Below are 20,060 nucleotides of genomic sequence, written 5' to 3'. Positions count from 1 at the left end.
CGGGGGATTCCGGCAGGGGACGCGCCACACTGCCAAACCCGCCGACCGCGGGTCCACACCACCGACCGGGCCCGCCCGAGTAGTTATCGAAGTGCTCTGAGTCATTGCACAATGCGCAACAGAACCCCCGCGCACCCCGGTCCGCACCCGCTCCGGCACCCGGCCCCGCGCCCCGGCGCAAAGCCCCGCACACCTGCGCAGCTGCGACAAAGCTCACCCAGTATGGACCAGACCAATCCGACAACTGGACTAGACCTCTTCGACCCGCCCAAGGGAAACTGTCCTCCGTGAAGCACGTCATCGCACTCGATGTAGGCGGCACCGGCATGAAGGCCGCGCTGCTCGCCCAGGACGGCTCCGTGCTGTTCGAAGCACGCCGACCGACCGGGCGGGAGCACGGCACCGACGCCGTCGTCACCGCCATCCTCGACTTCGCCACCGACCTGGCGGACGAGGGCCGCAGCCGCTTCGGCGTCGCCCCGCTCGCGGCCGGTGTCGCCGTCCCGGGCACGATCGACGAGAAGAACGGCATCGCGGTCTACTCCGCCAACCTCGGCTGGCGCGACCTCCCGCTGCGCAAGCTGCTCGGCGAGCGCCTGGCCGGGCCGCAGGGCGGCGCGATGCCGGTGGCCCTCGGCCACGACGTGCGTTCCGGCGGCCTGGCCGAGGGCCGGATCGGAGCCGGCCGGGGCGTCGACCGCTTCCTGTTCATCGCCCTCGGCACCGGCATCGCCGGCGCCATCGGCATCGACGGCCGGATCGAGGCCGGCGCGCACGGCTACGGCGGCGAGATCGGCCACGTCGTGGTCCGCCCCGGCGGCCCGCTGTGCGGCTGCGGCGCCCGCGGCTGCCTGGAGACGCTGGCCTCCGCCTCCGCCGTCTCCCGCGCCTGGGCCGAGGCCAGCAGCGACCCCGACGCCGACGCGGCATCCTGCGCCGCCGCGGTGGACGCCGGGGACGACCGTGCCGTCGCGGTCTGGCAGCGGGCCGTCGACGCCCTGGCGGACGGCATCGTCCTGGCCCAGAGCCTGCTCGACCCGTCGACGGTGATCGTCGGCGGCGGGCTGGCCGAGGCCGCCGACACGCTCTTCACCCCCCTGCGCGCGGCGGTCGCCGAGCGACTGACCTTCCAAATGCCCCCGAAGGTCGTGCCCGCCATGCTCAAAGACACCGCCGCATCCCTGGGCGCGGGCCTGCTCGCCTGGGATCTGCTCACCTTGGAGGTGACCGCGTGACCACCGCGGACCGTGACCGTACTGCCCTGGCCGGCGCCCGACTGGTCCTGCCCGGCGGCGTCGTCGAGGGCGGCCGCCTCACCGTCGACGGCGAGCGCATCGCCGCCATCGGGAACGGGGCGGGTGGCGGCGACAGCGAGCCCGGCGACCTCGACCTGACCGGGTACACCGTCGTGCCCGGCTTCGTCGACCTGCACGTCCACGGCGGCGGCGGTGCCTCGTACACCTCCGGCATCGCCGAGGAGGCGCTGCTGGCCGCCCGCACCCACCTGGAGCACGGCACCACCACCACGGTGGCCTCCACCGTCACCGGCGAGATCGACGACCTCGCCCGCCAGGCCCACGTCCTGTCCGAACTCGTCGAGGACGGCGTCCTGGCCGGCATCCACTTCGAGGGGCCGTTCATCTCGCCTGGCCGCTGCGGCGCCCACCGCCCCGACCTGCTGCGGGACCCCGACCCGGCGCTGGTGCGCAAGCTGGTCGACGCCGCCCGCGGCCACGCCAGGATGGTCACCCTGGCCCCCGAACTGCCCGGCGGCCTGGACTCGGTGCGGATGCTCGCCGACCTCGGCGTGATCGCCGCCGTCGGCCACACCGACTCCGACTACGCCACCACCCTGGAGGCGATCGAGGCCGGCGCCACCGTCGCCACCCACCTGTTCAACGCCATGCCCGGCATCGCCCACCGCGCCCCCGGCCCGATCGTGGCCCTGCTGGAGGACGAGCGGGTCACCGTCGAACTGATCAACGACGGCGTCCACCTGCACCCCTCCGTCCTCGACCTCGCCTACGGCACCGCCGGCCCCTCCCGCGTCGCCCTGATCACCGACGCCATGGGCGCGGCCGGCATGGGCGACGGCCGTTACCCGCTCGGCCCGCTCCAGGTCGACGTCAAGGACGGCGTGGCCCGGCTGGTCGAGGGCGGCGCGATCGCCGGCTCCACCCTCACCCTGGACGTGGCGTTCAAGCGCTCGGTCACCGTCAACGGGCTGAGCCTGAACCAGACCGTCGAGTCGCTGTCCGCCACCCCGGCCCGGCTGCTCGGTCTGAGCGACTCGATCGGCTCGCTGGAGGCCGGCAAGCTCGCCGACCTGGTCGTGGTCGACTCCGAGGGCTACGACCTGGTCGCCGTGATGCGCCGCGGCCGGTGGGTCCTCGGCGGCGAGCGGTTCCGGCCCGTGAAGGCCGACTGACCGGAGCCCGCCGACACGACGGCCGCCCGCCCCCGGGAGGGGACGGGCGGCCGTGTCGCGTCCGGGGCGGCGTCAGCCGCTCGGCTCGATGGTGATCTGGTCGATCAGGACCGGCCCGGAGGGCACCGTGAAGGTCACCGAGTTCGTCCCGGCCTGGAACTGCGGGAGTATCCAGGTGGAGAACCAGGCGGAGGTCTGGTCCTTGGGGGGCGCCCCGTAGATCTTGTAGGTCACCCCGCTCGGCCAGTCCTTGCCGTTCACCACGGCGCTGCCCTTGATGTCGGCGCCCGTGTAGTTGTAGTGCACGGACAGCTTGTACGTCCCGGCCGTGGCGATCTCGCCGGTCCAGGTCACCGAGCCGCCCGGCTGCAGCGTCAGGTAGCTGCCGTCGGCCGACTTGGCACCCTTGACGCTGTTGCCCACCGGCGCGTTCTGCGCCTGGAACTGGCCGGCGTCCACGTTCGTCGGGCCGGTGATCGCGGCGGTGCTCGCCGACGGGGCGGCGCTCGGGGACGTGGCCGTCGGAGCCGGGGTGGTGGGGGCCGGCGGTGCGGCGGTCGCGACCCCGCCCTTGCCGCCCTTGTCGTCCGGGTCCCCGGTGGAGAGCGCTATGCCGGCCCCGATCGCTATCGCCGCGACCACGGCCACCGCGCCGATCACCGCGCCCTTGCTGCGGCCGCTGCTGCGGGGCTCCTCCCCCGGCTGCGGCCGGGAGTGCTCCGCGTAGCGGGTCTGCTGGGCGGGCACGGCACCGTACTCGGGCTGCTGCGGCTGGCCGGGCTGGCCGCCGTACGGGGCCTGCGGCTGGCCGCCCGGGTACCCCTGCGGCTGACCGCCCTGCGGGCCGTACGGCTGCTGCTGCTGAGCTCGCGGCGGGTAGCCGTACTGCGCGCGCCCGACCTCCATCGGACGGCTGTACGGCGTGCGCGGGACCCCCTGCTGCGGCTCGGCCGGCTGCCCGGTGGAACCGTCGGCCGGGCGGTAGAGGTAGCCGAACGGGTCGTCGTCCTGCGGGGCACCGCCCCCCTGGCCCTCGGGCACTCCGTTGCTGCCGGCGGTCGTCACGGTGGTCTGCTCCCCCATCCGGTGCACCGCCGGCTGCGGGCGGCACAGATCATGGACGCTGTCGTACCGGGAACCCTACCTGCCGTACGTGACAGCGGGAAAAGACCCCTTGACAACTCACCGGTAACCTGGCGGGACCGGAGCCCGCACCCGCCGTGCTCGGCGCCCGCTCAGCCCGCGCGCCGGTGCGAGCGCTCGCCCCGCGCCCCGCGCACCGCCCCGCCCCGGGCCCGCTTCTCGTCGTACATCCGCTCGTCCGCGGTGTGCAGCACCTCCTCGATGCTCATCCCGCAGCCGGCCCAGCCGACCCCGAGGCTCACCCCCACCCGCATCGCCCGGCCGTCGATCCGCATCGGCGGGATGATGGCGCCCCGCAGCCGGTGGGCGAGGTCCTTGGCCTCCTCGCGGCCGATCCCGTCGGCCAGCACCACGAACTCGTCACCGCCGAGCCGGGCCACCGTGTCGCCGTCCCGGACCGCCTGGCTCAGCCGCTGGGCGACCTCGACCAGCACCGCGTCACCCGCGTTGTGGCCGAACCGGTCGTTGATCGACTTGAAGCCGTCCAGGTCGCAGAAGATCACCGCGAGCCCCTTCTCCACCACCGCCGCGCCGCCGGAGCGGAACGGCACCGACCAGGCCTCGCCGCCCGGCCCGTACTCGGCGGGGACCACCGCGTGCACGTGCTCCCCGTAGCCCGGGCCGATCCCGCCCGGCACGCCCTCGTACGTCCCGTAGCCGTGCACCGCCCCGGCGTACGGGTCCGCCCCCTGCGCCCCGGCGTACTCCCTGTGCACGGCGTAGGAGTCGGCCGGGTAGCCGTACGGCTGGGGGTAGGCCACCTCGACCTGGCCGGCGGCGCCGACCGGCTGCGGCTGGGCGCAGAGCCGGCGGGCCAGCCTGGCCTTGAGCTCGGCGCCGTTCGGCAGCCCGGTGAGCGCGTCGTGGCTGGCCCGGTGGGCGAGCTGGAACTCGTGCCGCTTGCGGTCCTCGATGTCCTCGACGTGGGTGAGCAGGAAGCTCGGGCCCTCGGCCGCGTCCGCGACGATCGAGTTGCGCAGGCAGACCCACTGGTAGCCGCCGTCCCGCCGGGACAGCCGCAGCTCGGCGCGGCCGCTCTCGGCGCTGGTGCGCTCCAGCAGCGCCCGGTCCTCGGGGTGCACGAGGTCGGCGAAGCTCTGCTGGCGCAGCACCGCCCGGGGCCGGCCGAGCAGCCGGCAGAGCGCGTCGTTGACCCTGGTCAGCTGGCCGCGCCCGGCACCGTGCAGCTCGGTGATCGCCATCCCGCTGGGCGCGTACTCGAACGCCTGGCGGAAGCTCTCCTCGCTGGCCCGCAGCGCCTGCTGCTCCTTCTCAAGGCGGGCCAGCGCGCGCTGCATCTCGGCCCGCAGCCGGGCGTTGCCGATCGCGATGGAGGCCTGCAGCGAGAACATCTCCAGCGCCTCGCGGGTCCACGCCCCCGGCCGCTTGCCGCTGCGCGGCCGGTCCACCGAGAGGACGCCGAGGAGGTCGCCGCCGGCGCTGTACATCGGGGCGAGCAGCCCGTCGGCGGGGTGCCAGTCGTTGGCGTACACCGGCAGCGGACCGTCCCCGATCCAGCGCGGGATGTCGCTGGCGACGGCCCAGCCGCGGTCGTACGGCAGGAAGCGCAGGGTGCCCCAGTGGTCGCTGACGCCGAGCAGCCGGTCCCAGGACTCCCGGGAGCCGACCTGGCCGAGCAGGACGGAGGGGCCGCCCATCGGGCTCTCCTCCAGCTCCCAGACGGCCGCCACCACCAGGTCGCCGTCCGGCCGGACCAGGCTGACCGCGGCGGCGTCGAAGCCGAGCCCGTGCACCGCGCCTTCGACAACGGCCTGGAGCGTGCCAGCGAGGCTGCGGGCAGCGTTGAGGTCCGCCACGACCCGGTGCAAGGTGCGGAGGGTCGCGAGACGGACGTACGGCTCCGACTCGGCTTCCATGCGGGGGCTCCCCGGCTGCTTCGGATAGTTCTTGATTGGTTATCGTCCGATTGCCAGAAGAACTGAATCACAGGGAGCACAGCGCTCGGCACGCTCGGTCAGCAATAGGCCATCACTTGTGACTTAAATCACACGACACTAATGCGCCCTTAATCAGTTCATCTGTCCCATAGCGGGACATAAAGCGCCATCGGAACATTTCTGGTGGTCGACCGCATTGGCCGCGGGCTGAAGCCCAGTGCGCCCGCCACTGCGGCCGCTTCACTCCTGCGGGTGAGTTCGGCCACCGAGCGCAACCCTTCGGCCTGACCTCCGGTCCTACGACCAAGGCCCGATGCCGTTTCTCCCAGGTGACGACTACCGTGCGGTACGTGTACCCGTCCCCGCAGCCCGAAGCTGCCCCCCACGCCACGCCCGACGAGTTCCGGGCTGCCCTCTCCCAGCTCGCCGCCGGCGTGAGTCTGGTGACCGTCCACGACCCGGAGGACGGCGAGGACGCCGGCATGACCGCCACGTCCTTCCTCTCGGTGTCGCTGGAGCCGCCGCTGGTGCTGATCTCGGTCCGCGAGGACTCCCGGATGGACGACGTGCTCTCCCGGGCGGACACCTGGGCGGTCTCTGTGCTGGCCGAGGGGCAGAAGACGCTCGGCTCCCGGTTCGCCATGAAGGGCCGGCTCAGCGACCGGCTGCTGTTCGCGGACACCCCGCACCACCGCGGCCCGCACACCGACGCCCCGCTGATCGCCGGGGCGCTGGCCACCGTCGAGTGCCGCACCGAACAGCGGATACCGGCCGGGGACCACACCCTGCTGCTCGGCCGCGTCCTGGAGGCCGTGGTGCCCGACCCCGGCGGCCGCCCGCTGCTCTACTTCCGCGGCGGCTACCGCACCCTCGGCTAGGGCGCGTCCGCTCGGCTACGGCCCGTCCGCCCAGGCGCGTCTACTCGCCGCCCCGCGGCGCCCGACGGCCCTGCTTCAGCTCCGAGCGGTGCCGCTTGTTGTACAGCCGCCGCTCGACCATCCCCCGGCTCGGCCTGGTCGCCCGCCGGGTCTTCGGCGGCGGTGCGCACGCCTCGCTCAGCAGCGCCGACAGCCGGGCCGCGGCCGCCTCCCGGTTGCGCCACTGCGAGCGGAACTCCGAGGCCTGGACCACCAGCACCCGGCCGTCCACCAGCCGACCGGCCAGCCGCTCCAGCGCGCGCTCGCGCCAGACCTCGGGCAGCGCCTTGGTCGACGCCAGGTCGAAGCGCAGCTCGGCCTTGGAGTCGGAGGTGTTGACGTGCTGGCCGCCGGGGCCTGAGGAACGCGAGAAGCGCCAGACGAGCTCGGCGTCGGGGACGACCACCGACCCCCGTACGCGGATGGGCTCGGACATGCGTCCATCATCCCGCGCCCGGCCCACCCGGTCACGCCGTTATTCGCCCCCGCCCCTCCGGCTCCGGGCGGCGCGGCCCGCGGACCCCGTCGCCCGTCCGGCCCCGGTTCCCCCCGTGCGTCCGGAGCCCCGACAATGGCGTACGTGATCGAGCTCGGCTACTCCCTCTCCAACCGTTTCCCCGACCCCCCGCAGACGGACTACCGCACCGCGTCCGTGCACGCCCTGCGGTACGACCTGTTCTGCGGCGACGTCTACCTGGACGGCGAGGGCTCGGAGCTGTCCACCGCCTGGGGCTGGGTGCCGGTGCTCGACTTCGCGTGGGCGCTGTGCGACATCGCCGAGCTGCTGGACCGTGACCCGGACGGCGTCCGGGCCGCCCGGGTGCAGACCGCCGACCTCGACTTCACCCAGAACACCGAGCTGCTGCGCTTCGCCCGCCGCTTCAACTGGGTCGAGGTCACCGCCACCTGGCTGCCGGACGAGCCGCCGGTGGTCGTCCGGCACGGCGAACTGCGGCGCGAGGCCCGGGACTTCCTCCAGGACACCCTGGCCGACCTCTTCGACATGCACCCCGGTCTGGCCGACAACCCGAACATCTGGACGCTGCAGGGACGGTTCCGCCGGATCTGACACCGGCTTTGCCGGGGCTTTGCCAGCCGATTGGCGCCCACGAAGAATTCACGGGCTCTGCGGAACCAAGCCCCCGGACTATTGCGTTGTCCCGGGAAATAGCGAACGAGAGCAACGAAGGGACTGCAATCGTCATGCCAGTGAGCCTCTCCAAGGGTGGCAACGTCTCGCTGACCAAGGAGGCCCCCGGCCTGTCCGCGGTCTCCGTCGGCCTGGGTTGGGACGTCCGCACCACGACCGGCGCCGAGTTCGACCTCGACGCCAGCGCGATCGTCCTGAACGCGGACGGCAAGGTGCTGTCCAACGCCCACTTCGTCTTCTTCAACAACACCAGCACGCCGGACAACACCGTCGTGCACACCGGTGACAACCGCACCGGCGAGGGTGCGGGCGACGACGAGTCGATCAACGTCAACCTGGCCGGCCTGCCGGCCGAGGCCGTCAAGATCACCTTCCCGGTCACCATCTACGACGGCGTCGCCCGCGGCCAGAACTTCGGCCAGGTCCGCAACGCCTACATCCGCGTGGTGAACGCGGCCGGCGGCTCCGAGATCGCCCGCTACGACCTCTCCGAGGACGCCGCCACCGAGACCGCGATGATCTTCGGCGAGCTCTACCGCAACGGCGGGGAGTGGAAGTTCCGCGCCGTCGGCCAGGGCTACGCCTCCGGCCTGGCGGGCATCGCCCAGGACTTCGGCGTCCAGATCTGACGCACCCGCGGAAAACACCGCGGCGCGGGAAGTCGGTCCGTCCGACCTCCCGCGCCGCGGTTCTCGGTTCCGGGGCCCGTCGGGCCCGGCACCCTCAGCGCGAGGCGCGCAGCTCCGGCAGCTGGATCAGCTCGGTCTCGTCCTCCGGCGTCAGGTCCACCACAGCCGGCGCGCCCTGCTCCGGCCGCTCGGCCGAGGCCGACGCCCGGGCGTCGGCCTCGGCCTTCGCGGCCACCGCCTCGTCGCCCACCACGTCCGCCAGGTCGGCGCGCTCCCCCAGCTCGGCGACGCTGCCCACGGCCGGTGCCGGAGCCGCCGGGCGCGCCGGGGCGGCCGAGCCGCGGCCGAAGAAGCTGAAGCCCTGCCCGCGCGCCTGCCCGGACTGGGCCGGCCGCGGCCGCTGCCGCTCGGCCGGCGCGGGCGCCGCGGCGGGCGCGGCGGGCGCGGCGGGCGTCCCGCCGAGCTGACCCACCGTCGCGGTCAGCGCCGGACGCACCGGCGCCGGACGCACCGGCGGCTGGGCCGCCGGTGCCTGCTCCGGCGTGGGCACCGAGGGCGCCACCGGAGCCGGTACGGCCACCGGGGCGGGCACCGCAGTCGGCGCCGGCGCCGTACGCGCCCGCAGAGCCACCTCCGCGCCCGCCGTCCGCGCCCGCTGGGCCTCCTGCTCCGCCGCACGGCGCTCCAGCTGCCGCAGCACGGCCGCCGCCCGCACGTACGCCGCCGGGCTGGCCGGGTACTTCGGACGGCTCGCGGCGAGCGCCCGCTGGGCCGCCTCGGCCTCCTTGAGCGCCTGCTCGGCCACCGTCACGGCCCGCTCGCGCAGCAGCCGAGCGATCTCGGTCTCGGCCTTCGCCAGCCGCGACTTCTCCGCCGTCAGCCGCCGCCCGAACCGGGTGGCGCGCTCCTCGGCGACCTCCGCCGCGTACTCGGCCTCGGCCAGCTGCTCCTCGAACCGCTCCTCGGCGCGCAGCCGCTGCGCCGAGGACATCTCGGCGGCCGCCCGGGCCGCCTTGTCCCGCTGGCGCAGCAGCAGCGCGAAGCCGAGCGTCGCGATCACCGCTGCGACGCCCACCGAGCGCACCAGGACGGTGTCCTGACTGAAAAGCAGCGCGGCCAGCGCGGCGACCAGCAGCACGCCGGCGGCGGTGGGGGGAAAGACCCGGCCGAGGACGGAGGAATGACGGTGGCGTCCGCGAGACATGTCCAAGAAACTAGCGTGCGAATTGGGGGCGTGTCAGCCCAGGGTCCCCTTCCGCCCTTGACAGGGGGCGGTTTTTACCGCACGTGCCCGGATTCTCACCCAAGATCACGAAGAAAGCCCTGCTCAACGAGGCCCCGGCGGTCTCAGCGGTGCGACGCCGCCGGACCGCCCGGGTCGTCGTGGTCCTCCGGCAGCTTGCACACGTGCTGGATCCAGAGCGCCGCCGCGATCACCGCGGCCCCCGCCAGCACCGCGAGCCCGGCCGTCACGGCCTGGTCCTTGCGGGCCGGCACGTCCAGCTCGCCCAGCAGGTAGATCCCGGCCCCCGCGTAGATCCCGGTGACCACCGACGACACCAGCGCGCTGGCCTGCCCCAGCACCACCGCCCTGGCCGCCAGCAGCGGGTCGACCCCCTTCGCCCCGGGCTGCCGCTCGCGCACCGCCTTCAGCCGGGCCCGCAGCGACAGCGCGGTCGCCAGCAGGATCACGGCCACCGCCGCCAGCACCACCGGCGCCGCGGCCGGAACGGCCGGCAGCGTGTCCACGGAGGCCCACAGCTTGGAGCCGGCCCAGGACAGCGCCGTCGTGGCGGCGGTGATGCCGATCAGCAGACGGAGGCGAAGCAGCTTCACGCGGAGGAGGTCCTTCCCGGGTACCAGAACCGGCCGACCGCCCGGCGGCCCGGCGCGGCGACGCCAAGCCACCGTACCGGGCCGGGCCGGGCCGGGCGGACACCCGCGCCGACGACGGTCACCTACTCGTACGGCCGGGCCCCCGGTCGAGTTCCCCGGGCGACGGCCCCGGCCGCCCGGCCCCCGCGGGGCTCCCCCGGCCCCGCGGCGGCCCTGCTACGGCCTCACTCCGGCAGCGTCAGCCGGATGTCGTCGCGGCGCTTCACGCCCTGAGCGTCGGGGCCGCCCAGCGCCGTCAGCAGCGCCTCCACCCGCCCGTGCCCGGGCACCTCGGCCTCCGGCTGGGCGTCCAGCCAGGGGGCGAGCACGAAGGCCCGCTCGTGCGAGCGCGGGTGCGGCAGCAGCAGCTGCGGGTCGTCGCTCAGCACGCCCTCGTAGGCCAGGATGTCGACGTCCAGGGTGCGCGGGCCCCAGTGGACGGTCCGCACCCGCCCGAAGGCGTCCTCGATGGCGTTGCCGCGCTCCAGCAGGTCCCGCGGGGGCAGCGAGGTCTGCAGCACCACGACCGCGTTGTAGTAGTTCGGCTGCTCCTCGGGGCCGCCGACGGCCTCGGTCTCGTACACCGCGGAGACGGCCTTGATCTTCAGCCCCGGGGTGTCGGCGAGCGCGTCGACGGCGCCCTGGAGGGTGTCCAGCCGGTTGCCCAGGTTGCTGCCGAGCGCGATCACCGCGCACCGCTGGCTGTGCAGCGTGGTGTCGGCGGAGTCCACCCGGCTCTCCAGGTCGAACGCGTTCGGCGTGTCGCTGCTGTTCATCGAAGAAATCCCTCTGCATCGGGTACCGGGCGCGCGGTGGGGGTCATGCGCGGCCCCGGTGGATGGTCACGGTCACGTCGTCGAACGGCACGGTGATCGGGGCGTCCGGCTTGTGCACGGTGACCTCGACCTCCTCGACCGCATCGTGCTTCAGGCACTGGTCGGCGATGCGCTGGGCCAGCGTCTCGATCAGGTCGACCGGCTCCCCGGCGATGATCGCGGTGACCTCCTCCGCCACCAGGCCGTAGTGCGCGGTGCGGGTGAGGTCGTCTCCGGCCGCGGCGGGGCGGGTGTCCAGGTAGAGCACGAGGTCGACCACGAAGGTCTGCCCCTCGACGCGCTCGCGCTCGAAGACGCCGTGGTGGCCCCGGGCTCGCAGCCCCCGCAGGGTGACGCGGTCCAGCAAACGAATCACTGCTCCCAGTCGGACGGGCCCCACCCGGAGAAAGGCATGGACGGGCAGGGCGAAGGCGGGCAGCACGCCCGCCACTCCGTTTCGAATCTACCCGCGAGCACGGACAACGCCTGACCGTCCTACCCGGCACGAACCGACGCCACGCGCGCCGATATGGCGATTGACGTGAACGTTCGGTGACCACTCGGAAATTCCCGGCGACTTCTCGGCAGCGCATTTCCGCGGCCGCCGGAATCAGCTCTCCTCGTCGTCGTCCCCGCTGGTCAGAACGGGTGAGCCGTGATGCGACCAGAGCTTCCACCCGGCCGGGGTGCGACGGAACAGATTCGTCGACACGACCTTTCCGCCGACCAGTGGCCCGAGTTCCCCCTCCTCTTCCGACTCACCGCCGGACAGGATGTTCTCCGTGCACGTGACAAGGGCCACATCCCCGTTCACCTCGGCCTCGACATCGGTCAGGAAGAACTGGATGTACTCCGTGTTCATCATGATCAGCATGTACGAACGGGTCACCTGGGCGCGGCCGCGCAGGACCGGCCAGCCCGGGTGCACGCACACCACCCCGCCCTTGTCGTCGGCGTCGGCGGCGCCCAGCCAGGCGTCCTCGACCGCTTCCAGGTCCCCCCGTTCCAGTGCCTCGTAGAGCCCCCGGTTCGCCGCGAGCACGGCCTCCACGTCCGCCTCGCGAGCCCGCCCGGCGGTACCGCCGCTCAACCTGCCGTCACCTGTCACAGACCCTCCCTCACACCGACCGCGCCGCGTGCTGCCAGGCCGCGACGACCCGGACGGCATCCGCCGTGCCGGACACGTCGTGCACCCGCACCGCCCAGGCTCCGGCCCGGGCAGACAGCACCGACACCGCGGCCGTCGCGTCGTCGCGCTCCCGGGCCGGGCGCAGTTCCCCGGTTGCCGGGTCGGCGAGCAGCGTACCCAGGAACCGCTTGCGCGAAGCCGCCACGAGCACGGGACGGCCGAGCGCGGTGAGCGCGTCCAGCCGGCCGAGCAGCGCCCAGTTGTGCTCGGAGGTCTTGGCGAAGCCGAGCCCCGGGTCGAGGATCACCTGGTCCTCCTTGACCCCGGCGGCCAGCAGCGCGTCCACCCGGTCGGTCAGTTCGGTCACCACGTCCCGGACCACGTCGTCGTAGACGGCCAGCCGGTCCATGTCGGCGGACTGCCCGCGCCAGTGCATCACCACGAAGGGGGCGCCGGTCTCGGCGACCACCCGGGCCATCGCCGGGTCGGCGAGCCCGCCGGAGACGTCGTTGACGATCACGGCACCGGCCTCGACGGCCCGCTCGGCGACCGAGGCGCGCATGGTGTCCACGGAGACCATCACCCCGGCGTCGGAGAGCTCGCGCACCACCGGGATCACCCGGCGCAGCTCCTCCTCCTCGGGCACCCGCTGCGAGCCCGGCCGGGTGGACTCGCCGCCGACGTCCACCAGGTCAGCGCCGCGGGCCCGCAGCGCGAGGCCGTGCGCGATCGCCTTGGCCGGGTCGTGCCACATCCCGCCGTCCGAGAAGGAGTCGGGCGTGACGTTGACAACGCCCATCACGGCACAGCGCTCCAGTCGCGGCAGGCCGGCCGGCAGGGAGAAAGACGGCGAATCGTTCATGCTTCCCATTATCGAACGGGGCCCCCGCCGAGGGTTCTCGGCGGGGGCCCCGTTCCGTACCGGCGGGCCCCGGAGGGCGGCGGCGGGCCTCAGGCGACCTCGGTGACCTCACGGGTCGACGGGACCGGCATCAGCCCCTCGCGCTGGCGCTTGCGGCCGAAACGCGGCATGCCGAGGGTGATGAAGGCCTCCGCCTGCATCGCGGCGAAGCCGATCCGCGGCAGGTCCCGGGTGCTCGGGAAGACCAGGAAGCGCGGCTCCCACTCGGGCTGGAACTTGGCGTTGAACTTGTACAGCGACTCGATCTGGAACCAGCGCGACAGGAACACCAGCAGCCCGCGCCAGGCGCGCAGCACCGGGCCGGCGCCGATCCGCTCGCCGCGGGCCAGCGCCGAGCGGAACATCGCGAAGTTGAGCGACACCCGGCGCACGCCCATCGCGGGCACCGCCTGCAGCGCGGCGACGATCAGCAGCTCGTTCAGACCGGGGTCGGCGGCGCGGTCGCGGCGCATCAGCTCCAGCGAGATGCCGTCCGGCCCCCAGGGCACGAAGTGCAGCACGGCCTTCAGGTCGTCGCCCTCCTCCCCCTCCTCCGGGGCCTTGTGGGCGGTGACCACCACGCAGTCGTCGTCCAGCGGGTCGCCGAAGCGGCCGAGGGCCATCGAGAAGCCGCGTTCGGTGTCGGTGCCGCGCCAGCGGGCGGCGGCGTCGGCGATCCGGTACTTCTCCTCGGCGGTGAGCTCGGAGACCCGGCGCACCCGGCAGGAGTAACCGTTGCGCTCGATCCGCTTGACCATCTGGCGCACGTTGCGCATGGCCCGGCCGGAGAGCGAGAAGGTGGCGGTGTCCACGATCGCCTCGTCACCCAGCTCCAGCGCGTCCAGGCCCGCCTCGCGGGTCCAGACCTCGCCGCCGACCTCACTGCAGCCCATCACCGCCGGCACCCAGGCGTGCTCGCGGGCCTCGGCCATGAACACCTTGATCGCGCCGGGCCAGGCCTCGACGTCGCCGACCGGGTCGCCGGAGGCCAGCATCACGCCGGAGACCACCCGGTAGGAGATCGCCGCCTTGCCGGTGGGCGAGAACAGCACGCTCTTGTCGCGGCGCAGCGCGAAGTAGCCGAGCGAGTCGCGCTCGCCGTGCCGCTTGAGCAGCTCGCGGACCCTGTCCTCGTCCTCCGCGGTCAGCTCGGGCTTCGGCTTGCCCGGACGCAGCGCCAGGTAGGCGGTGGTGAAGGCGGTCAGCAGGCCGAGTCCGCCGAGCAGGTACGCGACCAGGTCGGACATCCGGATGTTGTTGTACCGGACCGGGCCCTCGAAGCCGAACAGTCCGTACCCGACGTGCTGCAGGTGCTCGGTCAGGCCGGGGTGGCCGATCTCGTACTTGGTCCGGGTGCTCACGATCAGCAGGCCGAGCAGCACGCTGAGGGCGCCCATGACGATCAGGTTGACCAGCGCCCGCCAGCGGGTGCGCGGGTCGGCCTTGGCGTAGAACTCGCGCTGGTGGACCAGCATCACGACGAGGACCACCAGCGAGACGACCGCCGGGCCGATCTGGTGCCAGCGCACGATGTGCAGTGCGGCGCTGACCGGCAGCAGCACGCAGACCGCCCGCCAGGCCCGCCGCTTGCGCCGGCGCAGCGCGTGCGCCAGCGGCACCAGCAGGATGCCGACCATCAGCGTGCCGACCGCCGCCAGACTGGTGGTGCCGCCCGGCAGCTGCCCGGCGAAGGTGTGCACCTTGGTGTGCCGGAGCTTGGGGAACACCGCGCTGGCTATGTCCATGAGCCCGATCAGCAGACAGGCGTAGCCGACCGCTCCGGGGAGCCAGGCCCTCGGGACGGCGGCCGCCTGGGTGCGCAGCGTCTGCAGGCCGCGGCGACGGCGGGACGGCTGCTCGGGGCTCGGCTCAACGGACACGGGAACGCTCATGGAAGCTCAGCGTAGAGGCTGCGGTGCGGTGTCCGGTCACTCGGGAGGAGGACGCGTGATGGACCTTCATGCCTATTCCTTCATCAGGCAATGCGCATACCAAGGACCCGGAAACGGTCGGTAAACCGGGGCCGTGGTCGCGCTGCGGGTTGAGCCGGCGGCGGGAGCCCGGAGCCCGGCGCAGCGTGGCGCGACGGGACCCTCCGGGACGCGTTACGTACGGTGGACGCCGCATTCTAGGGCGCCGGTTGCCTCGCGGCTCCCCCCGCCCCACCCGGCCCGCCCGAGCGCCCGGACAGCCTAGCCGCAGTGGCCGGACCTGACGGACCGCCAGACGATGGAGCCCGCACCGACAGCGTCCCACCGGAAGGCCGACGGCATGGAACTGACCAGCGAAGCGCTGGTGAACTCGCTGCTCGCACTCGGCGTTGTGGCCATCGTCGCGACCCTGTGGCTCTGGCCGCGGCTGGCACCCCAGCGCCCACTGCAGGTACTCGGCCGGATCGGACTGCTGACGGTCGTTCAAGCCTCCGTCCTGGCCGTGCTCGCGCTGTCGGTGAACAACTCCTTCGGGTTCTACACCTCCTGGGACGACCTGCTCAGCCCTGGCGGCGCCAAGCTCGCGCTGACCAGCAACGAGAACCACGAGGGCGGCACCCCGGTCGCCGACGCACTGGTCGTGCCCACCACCGAGGGCGGCCTGGAGGCCGTCACCAACCTGCCGAAGGGCCCGCCCGAGGAGGTCGGCAAGATCGAGTCGATCCGGGTCAACGGCAAGGAGACGGGCCTCTCCGACCAGATGTTCGTCTACCTGCCGCCCGCGTACTTCGACCAGAAGCTCGCCCTGGTCCGCTTCCCCGTCCTGCTGGCCATCGCCGGCTACCCGGGCACCACGCTGAACCTGCTGCAGGAACTCCCCCTCGCCCAGACCGGGATCGAACTGCAGCGCACCGGCAAGATGCCGCCGACCATCCTGGTGCTGGCCCGCCCCGCGGTCGTCCCCGCCCGGGACACCGAGTGCGTGGACGTCCCCGGCGGGCCGCGCACCGAGACCTGGTTCGTCAAGGACGTCCCCGAGGCCATCCGCAGCGCCTACCGGGTCGGCCGCACGGCCGGCTCCTGGGGCACCTTCGGCTACTCCACCGGCGGCAGCTGCGCGCTGCGCCTGGCGATGCGCTTCCCGAACGTCTACGGCAACGCGGCGAGCCTGCACGGCGACTTCACCGTGCGCCAGGACAACTACACCGGCGGCGACCTCTTCAACGGCGACACGAAGCTGGCCCAGCAGCACGACCTCGGCTGGCGGCTGCAGAACCTGCCGGTCCCGACGCTCAACCTGTTGGCCGTCTCCACCCACACGGAGAGTGACTACCCGCAGACCGTCCAGTTCGTCGACCAGGCCACCAAGGCCGCGGCGGCCAACCCGCAGTTCACCATCGAGTCGCTCTACCTGAACGACGGCGGGCACAACTTCGAGAGCTGGACCAGGGAGCTGCCGGCCACCCTCGAATGGTTGGGCGCGCACCTGGGCTAGGCCGCACCCGAGCCGGGCGCGCACCCGGACTGGGACAGCTGAGCGATTACCCGACGGTCGGCCCGGGGCGGCCGGCGGCCCGGGGGAACGTATCGCGACCGCCCGTCGGCCCCCGCCGGGCGCCGCCCCGGACCCGCGCAGGAGGCACCGTGCTGAGCACCCGCTCGCTCTTCGACGAGATCTACCGGAACGACCAGGCGTACCAGCTGTTCTGCAGCATCGCGGCCGGCGGCGAGGACCAGGGCGGCTGGGAGAACGAACGGATCGCCGCGCTCACCCGGGACCCGGTCCTCGCCCCGAAGGTCGCCCGGCACGGTGCCGACGAGCGCAAGCACGGCCGGATCTTCGACGGGCTGCTGCACAAGCGCGGCCTGCCCAGGGTGCCCGTGCCGGACGAGGCGGACTACTGCATGCTGCTGGAGCGCCAGGGCATCGGCCTCTCGCACGAGCGGCTGAACAGCGACGTCCCGCTGACCGACCGCGAGATCATCACCTACCTCGCCCACAGCCGGGTCACCGAGCAGCGCGCCGCCGAGCAGATGCGCCAACTGGTGAGGGTGTACGAGCACAACCCCGACCTCGGCCGGGCGATGCGGATGATCTCCGCCGACGAGGACAACCACCTCGCCTACTGCCACGAGGAGCTGCTGCGGCTGGCCTCCGAGGGCCACGGCCCGTACATCCGGCACACCCTGGAGACCAGCGCCCGCGGCGAGATCCGCACCCACCGGGACGTCGGCCTCGCCGTCACCGCCCGGATGGCCCGGATCCTGCGCTGGCCGCGCCGGCGGCTCGCCCTGGTCACCCTCGGGGTGCAGGCGCTCTACCTGTACGACCGCGCCTACCGCTGGCGCCGGATGGTCACACTGCGGATGCCCGAGCGCCGCAACGCCCTGGGCACCCCGGCCCCGCCGCACGCGGAGCACGAGGTGCTCTGAGCGGACCCCCGCCGACCGCCCTAGCGGCCGATGATGAGGCTCATCGCCTCGGCCCGGGTGGCAGGGTCGCGCAGCTGGCCGCGCACGCAGGAGGTGATGGTCTTGGCGCCGGGCTTGCGGATGCCGCGCATCGACATGCACATGTGCTCGCACTCGACCACGACGATGGCCCCGCGCGGCTCCAGGATCCGCATCAGCGCGTCGGCGACCTGACTGGTCAGCCGTTCCTGCACCTGCGGCCGGCGGGAGTAGACGTCGACCAGCCGGGCGAGCTTGGACAGCCCGGTGATCTTGCCGCTGGTGGACGGGATGTACCCGACGTGGGCCACACCGCGGAACGGCACCAGGTGGTGCTCGCAGACCGAGGTCAGCTCGATGTCCTTGACCAGCACCATCTCGTCGTGACCGAGGTCGAAGGTGGTGGTGAGGACGTCCTCGGGCTCCTGCCACAGGCCCGCGAATATCTCCTTGTAGGCACGCGCGACCCGGGCCGGGGTCTCCAGCAGGCCCTCGCGGTCCGGGTCCTCCCCGACGGCGAGCAGCAGCTCGCGGATGGCGTTCTCGGCCCGCTTCTGGTCGAAGGTACCGACGGCGGGCGGACCGTCGAACGTCACCGGGTCGATCATGCGGGCCTCGCTTACGTGTGGGAAGAGCTCTGGCGGAACAGCACGGATGCCGCGCCTCCAGGGTACAAACCCTGGTGGCGCGGCACCCATTCCCTGCGGAGTGGGGGTCAGCCCTCGGTCGGCGGCTCGGCCGGCAGCGGCGGGAGCTTCACGACGTCCACCGGAGCGCTCTCCACGGAGGCGGCGCCGTTGGTGAGCGCCAGCTCCTTCGGGGACTGCACCGGAGGCCGGGTGGACGGCGTGCGGCGGGCGGAGCCCGTCCAGGCCGGCCGGGCCGGGCGCTTGACGATCGGGGCGAAGATCTCGGCGATCTGCTCCTTGTTCAGGGTCTCCTTCTCCAGGAGCTCCAGAACCAGGTTGTCGAGCACGTCGCGGTTCTCGACCAGGATCTCCCAGGCCTCGTTGTGCGCCGTGTCGATGAGCTTCTTGACCTCCTCGTCCACCAGCCCGGCGACCTCTTCCGAGTAGTCGCGCTGGTGGCCCATCTCGCGGCCCAGGAACGGCTCCGAGTTGTCCGAGCCGAACTTGATCGCGCCGAGGCGCTCGGTCATGCCGTACTGGGTGACCATGGCCCGGGCCGTCGCGGTGGCCTTCTCGATGTCGTTCGAGGCACCGGTGGTCGGGTCGTGGAAGACCAGCTCCTCCGCCGCGCGCCCGCCCATCATGTAGGCGAGCTGGTCGAGCATCTCGTTGCGGGTGGTGGAGTACTTGTCCTCGTCCGGCAGCACCATGGTGTAGCCGAGGGCCCGGCCGCGGGACAGGATGGTGATCTTGTGCACCGGGTCGCTGTACTGGCAGGCCGCCGCGACCAGGGCGTGGCCGCCCTCGTGGTACGCGGTGATCTTCTTCTCCTTGTCGGACATGATCCGCGTGCGCTTCTGCGGACCGGCCACGACGCGGTCGATCGCCTCGTCCAGGATGCCGTTGTCGATCAGCTTCTTGTCCGAGCGGGCGGTCAGCAGCGCCGCCTCGTTGAGGACGTTCGACAGGTCGGCACCGGTGAAGCCGGGGGTGCGCTTGGCGACGGCCGACAGGTCGACGTCGGGCGCGATCGGCTTGCCCTTCTGGTGCACCTTGAGGATGTCCAGCCGGCCCTGGAGGTCGGGGCGCTCCACCGCGATCTGGCGGTCGAAGCGGCCCGGGCGCAGCAGCGCCGGGTCCAGGATGTCGGGGCGGTTGGTCGCGGCGATCAGGATCACGCCGCCCTTGACGTCGAAGCCGTCCATCTCGACCAGCAGCTGGTTGAGGGTCTGCTCGCGCTCGTCGTGGCCGCCGCCGAGGCCCGCGCCGCGGTGCCGGCCGACGGCGTCGATCTCGTCGACGAAGACGATCGCCGGGGCGTTCGCCTTGGCCTGCTCGAAGAGGTCGCGGACGCGGCTGGCGCCGACGCCGACGAACATCTCGACGAAGTCCGAGCCGGAGATGGAGTAGAACGGCACGCCGGCCTCACCCGCGACGGCGCGCGCCAACAGGGTCTTGCCGGTACCGGGCGGGCCGTAGAGCAGCACGCCCTTGGGGATCTTGGCGCCGACGGCCTGGAACTTGGCCGGCTCCTGGAGGAACTCCTTGATCTCGTGGAGCTCCTCGACCGCCTCGTCCGCGCCGGCGACGTCGGCGAAGGTGGTCTTGGGGGTGTCCTTGGTGAGCAGCTTGGCCTTGGACTTGCCGAACTGCATGACCCGGGAGCCGCCGCCCTGCATCTGGTTCATCAGGAACAGGAAGACCAGGACGATGATCACGATCGGGAGCATCGACAGCAGCAGGCTGACGAAGGTGCTCTGCTTCTCCGGGCTGATGGTGTAGCCCTCGGCGAGCGTGCTCTGGTCCTTGTCGTTGACCTGGGCCTGGAGCTTGTCGGCGATGGCGACGCCCTGGTCGCCGATGTACGAGGCCTGGAACTTGGTACCGGACGGGGTCTTGCCCGTGCCGGAGCTGGGCAGCGTTGCGCCGTCCTTCAGCTGGATCTTGATCGTGTTCGAGTCACCGGTGGTGATCTGCGCCGACTTGACGTTGTGCGCGTCGATCGCCGCGACGACCTGACCGGTGTCCACCGTCTTGTAGCCGTTCGAGTCCGAAACGACCTGCATCAGTACGATGACGGCGAGGACGGCCAGCACGATCCACATGATCGGCGCACGGAAGTATCGCTTGACGTCCATCCATGCGGGGCGTTGCCGCCCCGTCC

Annotated in this window: 19 protein-coding genes; 7 read left to right on the top strand and 12 right to left on the bottom strand. The window is 72.7% G+C overall.

Translation table 11 applies throughout. From position 1 onward, the window contains the following. The first annotated feature begins 287 nt into the window (after nt 1–287). Complete coding sequence (locus tag ACWDBE_RS30280; protein WP_449809590.1) at nt 288–1,235, top strand: ROK family protein; 948 nt, start codon at nt 288–290, stop codon at nt 1,233–1,235. Further along, entirely contained in the window at nt 1,232–2,428 is a 1,197-nt protein-coding gene (gene nagA / locus ACWDBE_RS30275; RefSeq protein ID WP_449809589.1) for an N-acetylglucosamine-6-phosphate deacetylase, read from the top strand. The genes ACWDBE_RS30280 and nagA overlap by 4 nt, the downstream gene beginning before the upstream one ends. 72 nt (nt 2,429–2,500) lie before the next feature. On the opposite strand, the gene ACWDBE_RS30270 is transcribed toward nagA, so the two are convergent. Then, nucleotides 2,501–3,511 (bottom strand): hypothetical protein, encoded by a 1,011-nt coding sequence (locus tag ACWDBE_RS30270; RefSeq protein WP_449792245.1) that lies wholly within the window; start codon nt 3,509–3,511, stop codon nt 2,501–2,503. A 152-nt stretch (nt 3,512–3,663) separates the two neighbouring features. Next, nucleotides 3,664–5,448 (bottom strand): diguanylate cyclase domain-containing protein, encoded by a 1,785-nt coding sequence (locus ACWDBE_RS30265; RefSeq protein WP_449809588.1) that lies wholly within the window; start codon nt 5,446–5,448, stop codon nt 3,664–3,666. Nucleotides 5,449–5,819: 371 nt separating this feature from the next. Here ACWDBE_RS30265 and ACWDBE_RS30260 point away from each other — a divergent pair, with 371 nt between their 5' ends. After that, a complete protein-coding gene (locus ACWDBE_RS30260; protein WP_449792243.1) occupies nt 5,820–6,347 on the top strand; it encodes a flavin reductase family protein in 528 nt (175 codons plus the stop codon). Nucleotides 6,348–6,387: 40 nt separating this feature from the next. Here the strand turns inward: ACWDBE_RS30260 and arfB are convergent, their stop codons facing one another. Then, nucleotides 6,388–6,822: an alternative ribosome rescue aminoacyl-tRNA hydrolase ArfB gene (gene arfB / locus ACWDBE_RS30255; RefSeq protein ID WP_392882569.1), complete on the bottom strand. Its 435-nt coding sequence runs from the start codon at nt 6,820–6,822 to the stop codon at nt 6,388–6,390. Between the two features lie 135 nt (nt 6,823–6,957). Here arfB and ACWDBE_RS30250 point away from each other — a divergent pair, with 135 nt between their 5' ends. Together ACWDBE_RS30250 and ACWDBE_RS30245 are read left to right on the top strand one after the other, a co-directional pair. After that, nucleotides 6,958–7,455, top strand: a complete 498-nt coding sequence (locus ACWDBE_RS30250) for a hypothetical protein (protein ID WP_449792242.1) — start codon at nt 6,958–6,960, stop codon at nt 7,453–7,455. A gap of 134 nt (nt 7,456–7,589) precedes the next feature. Further along, nucleotides 7,590–8,165: a TerD family protein gene (locus tag ACWDBE_RS30245; RefSeq protein WP_449792241.1), complete on the top strand. Its 576-nt coding sequence runs from the start codon at nt 7,590–7,592 to the stop codon at nt 8,163–8,165. Nucleotides 8,166–8,259: 94 nt separating this feature from the next. Here ACWDBE_RS30245 and ACWDBE_RS30240 read toward each other — a convergent pair whose 3' ends face one another. From ACWDBE_RS30240 to ACWDBE_RS30210, 7 genes are all read right to left on the bottom strand, one after another. Further along, nucleotides 8,260–9,369 carry a hypothetical protein gene (locus ACWDBE_RS30240; protein WP_449809587.1) on the bottom strand — a complete coding sequence of 370 codons (1,110 nt, stop codon included), beginning with the start codon at nt 9,367–9,369 and terminating at the stop codon, nt 8,260–8,262. A gap of 143 nt (nt 9,370–9,512) precedes the next feature. Further along, the gene (locus ACWDBE_RS30235) at nt 9,513–10,001 is read right to left on the bottom strand and encodes a DUF3180 domain-containing protein (protein WP_449792239.1); all 489 of its coding nucleotides are present in this window, start codon (nt 9,999–10,001) and stop codon (nt 9,513–9,515) included. Nucleotides 10,002–10,225: 224 nt separating this feature from the next. Next, the gene (gene folK / locus ACWDBE_RS30230) at nt 10,226–10,816 is read right to left on the bottom strand and encodes a 2-amino-4-hydroxy-6-hydroxymethyldihydropteridine diphosphokinase (protein WP_449792238.1); all 591 of its coding nucleotides are present in this window, start codon (nt 10,814–10,816) and stop codon (nt 10,226–10,228) included. A gap of 43 nt (nt 10,817–10,859) precedes the next feature. Then, nucleotides 10,860–11,219 carry a dihydroneopterin aldolase gene (gene folB / locus ACWDBE_RS30225; RefSeq protein WP_392882701.1) on the bottom strand — a complete coding sequence of 120 codons (360 nt, stop codon included), beginning with the start codon at nt 11,217–11,219 and terminating at the stop codon, nt 10,860–10,862. Nucleotides 11,220–11,465: 246 nt separating this feature from the next. Continuing rightward, the gene (locus ACWDBE_RS30220) at nt 11,466–11,906 is read right to left on the bottom strand and encodes a nuclear transport factor 2 family protein (protein WP_449792237.1); all 441 of its coding nucleotides are present in this window, start codon (nt 11,904–11,906) and stop codon (nt 11,466–11,468) included. A 67-nt stretch (nt 11,907–11,973) separates the two neighbouring features. Further along, the gene (gene folP / locus ACWDBE_RS30215) at nt 11,974–12,855 is read right to left on the bottom strand and encodes a dihydropteroate synthase (RefSeq protein WP_392882584.1); all 882 of its coding nucleotides are present in this window, start codon (nt 12,853–12,855) and stop codon (nt 11,974–11,976) included. A gap of 80 nt (nt 12,856–12,935) precedes the next feature. Then, nucleotides 12,936–14,777, bottom strand: coding sequence for a phosphatidylglycerol lysyltransferase domain-containing protein (locus ACWDBE_RS30210; RefSeq protein ID WP_449792236.1), 1,842 nt, complete (start codon nt 14,775–14,777; stop codon nt 12,936–12,938). A 379-nt stretch (nt 14,778–15,156) separates the two neighbouring features. Here ACWDBE_RS30210 and ACWDBE_RS30205 point away from each other — a divergent pair, with 379 nt between their 5' ends. After that, nucleotides 15,157–16,311, top strand: coding sequence for an alpha/beta hydrolase (locus ACWDBE_RS30205; protein ID WP_449809586.1), 1,155 nt, complete (start codon nt 15,157–15,159; stop codon nt 16,309–16,311). A gap of 149 nt (nt 16,312–16,460) precedes the next feature. Then, on the top strand, nt 16,461–17,249 hold the full coding sequence (locus ACWDBE_RS30200; RefSeq protein WP_449792234.1) for a ferritin-like domain-containing protein: 789 nt from the start codon (nt 16,461–16,463) through the stop codon (nt 17,247–17,249). A 20-nt stretch (nt 17,250–17,269) separates the two neighbouring features. Here the strand turns inward: ACWDBE_RS30200 and folE are convergent, their stop codons facing one another. Together folE and ftsH are read right to left on the bottom strand one after the other, a co-directional pair. Further along, nucleotides 17,270–17,875 carry a GTP cyclohydrolase I FolE gene (folE, locus tag ACWDBE_RS30195; protein WP_449792233.1) on the bottom strand — a complete coding sequence of 202 codons (606 nt, stop codon included), beginning with the start codon at nt 17,873–17,875 and terminating at the stop codon, nt 17,270–17,272. A gap of 107 nt (nt 17,876–17,982) precedes the next feature. Continuing rightward, the gene (ftsH, locus tag ACWDBE_RS30190; RefSeq protein ID WP_449792232.1) at nt 17,983–20,034 is read right to left on the bottom strand and encodes an ATP-dependent zinc metalloprotease FtsH; all 2,052 of its coding nucleotides are present in this window, start codon (nt 20,032–20,034) and stop codon (nt 17,983–17,985) included. Nucleotides 20,035–20,060: the final 26 nt, after the last annotated feature.

The organism is Kitasatospora sp. NPDC001132, assembly GCF_053598415.1.
The sequence above is the reverse complement of the archived record's forward strand: the minus strand, read 5'-3'. Positions and strand labels throughout refer to the sequence as shown.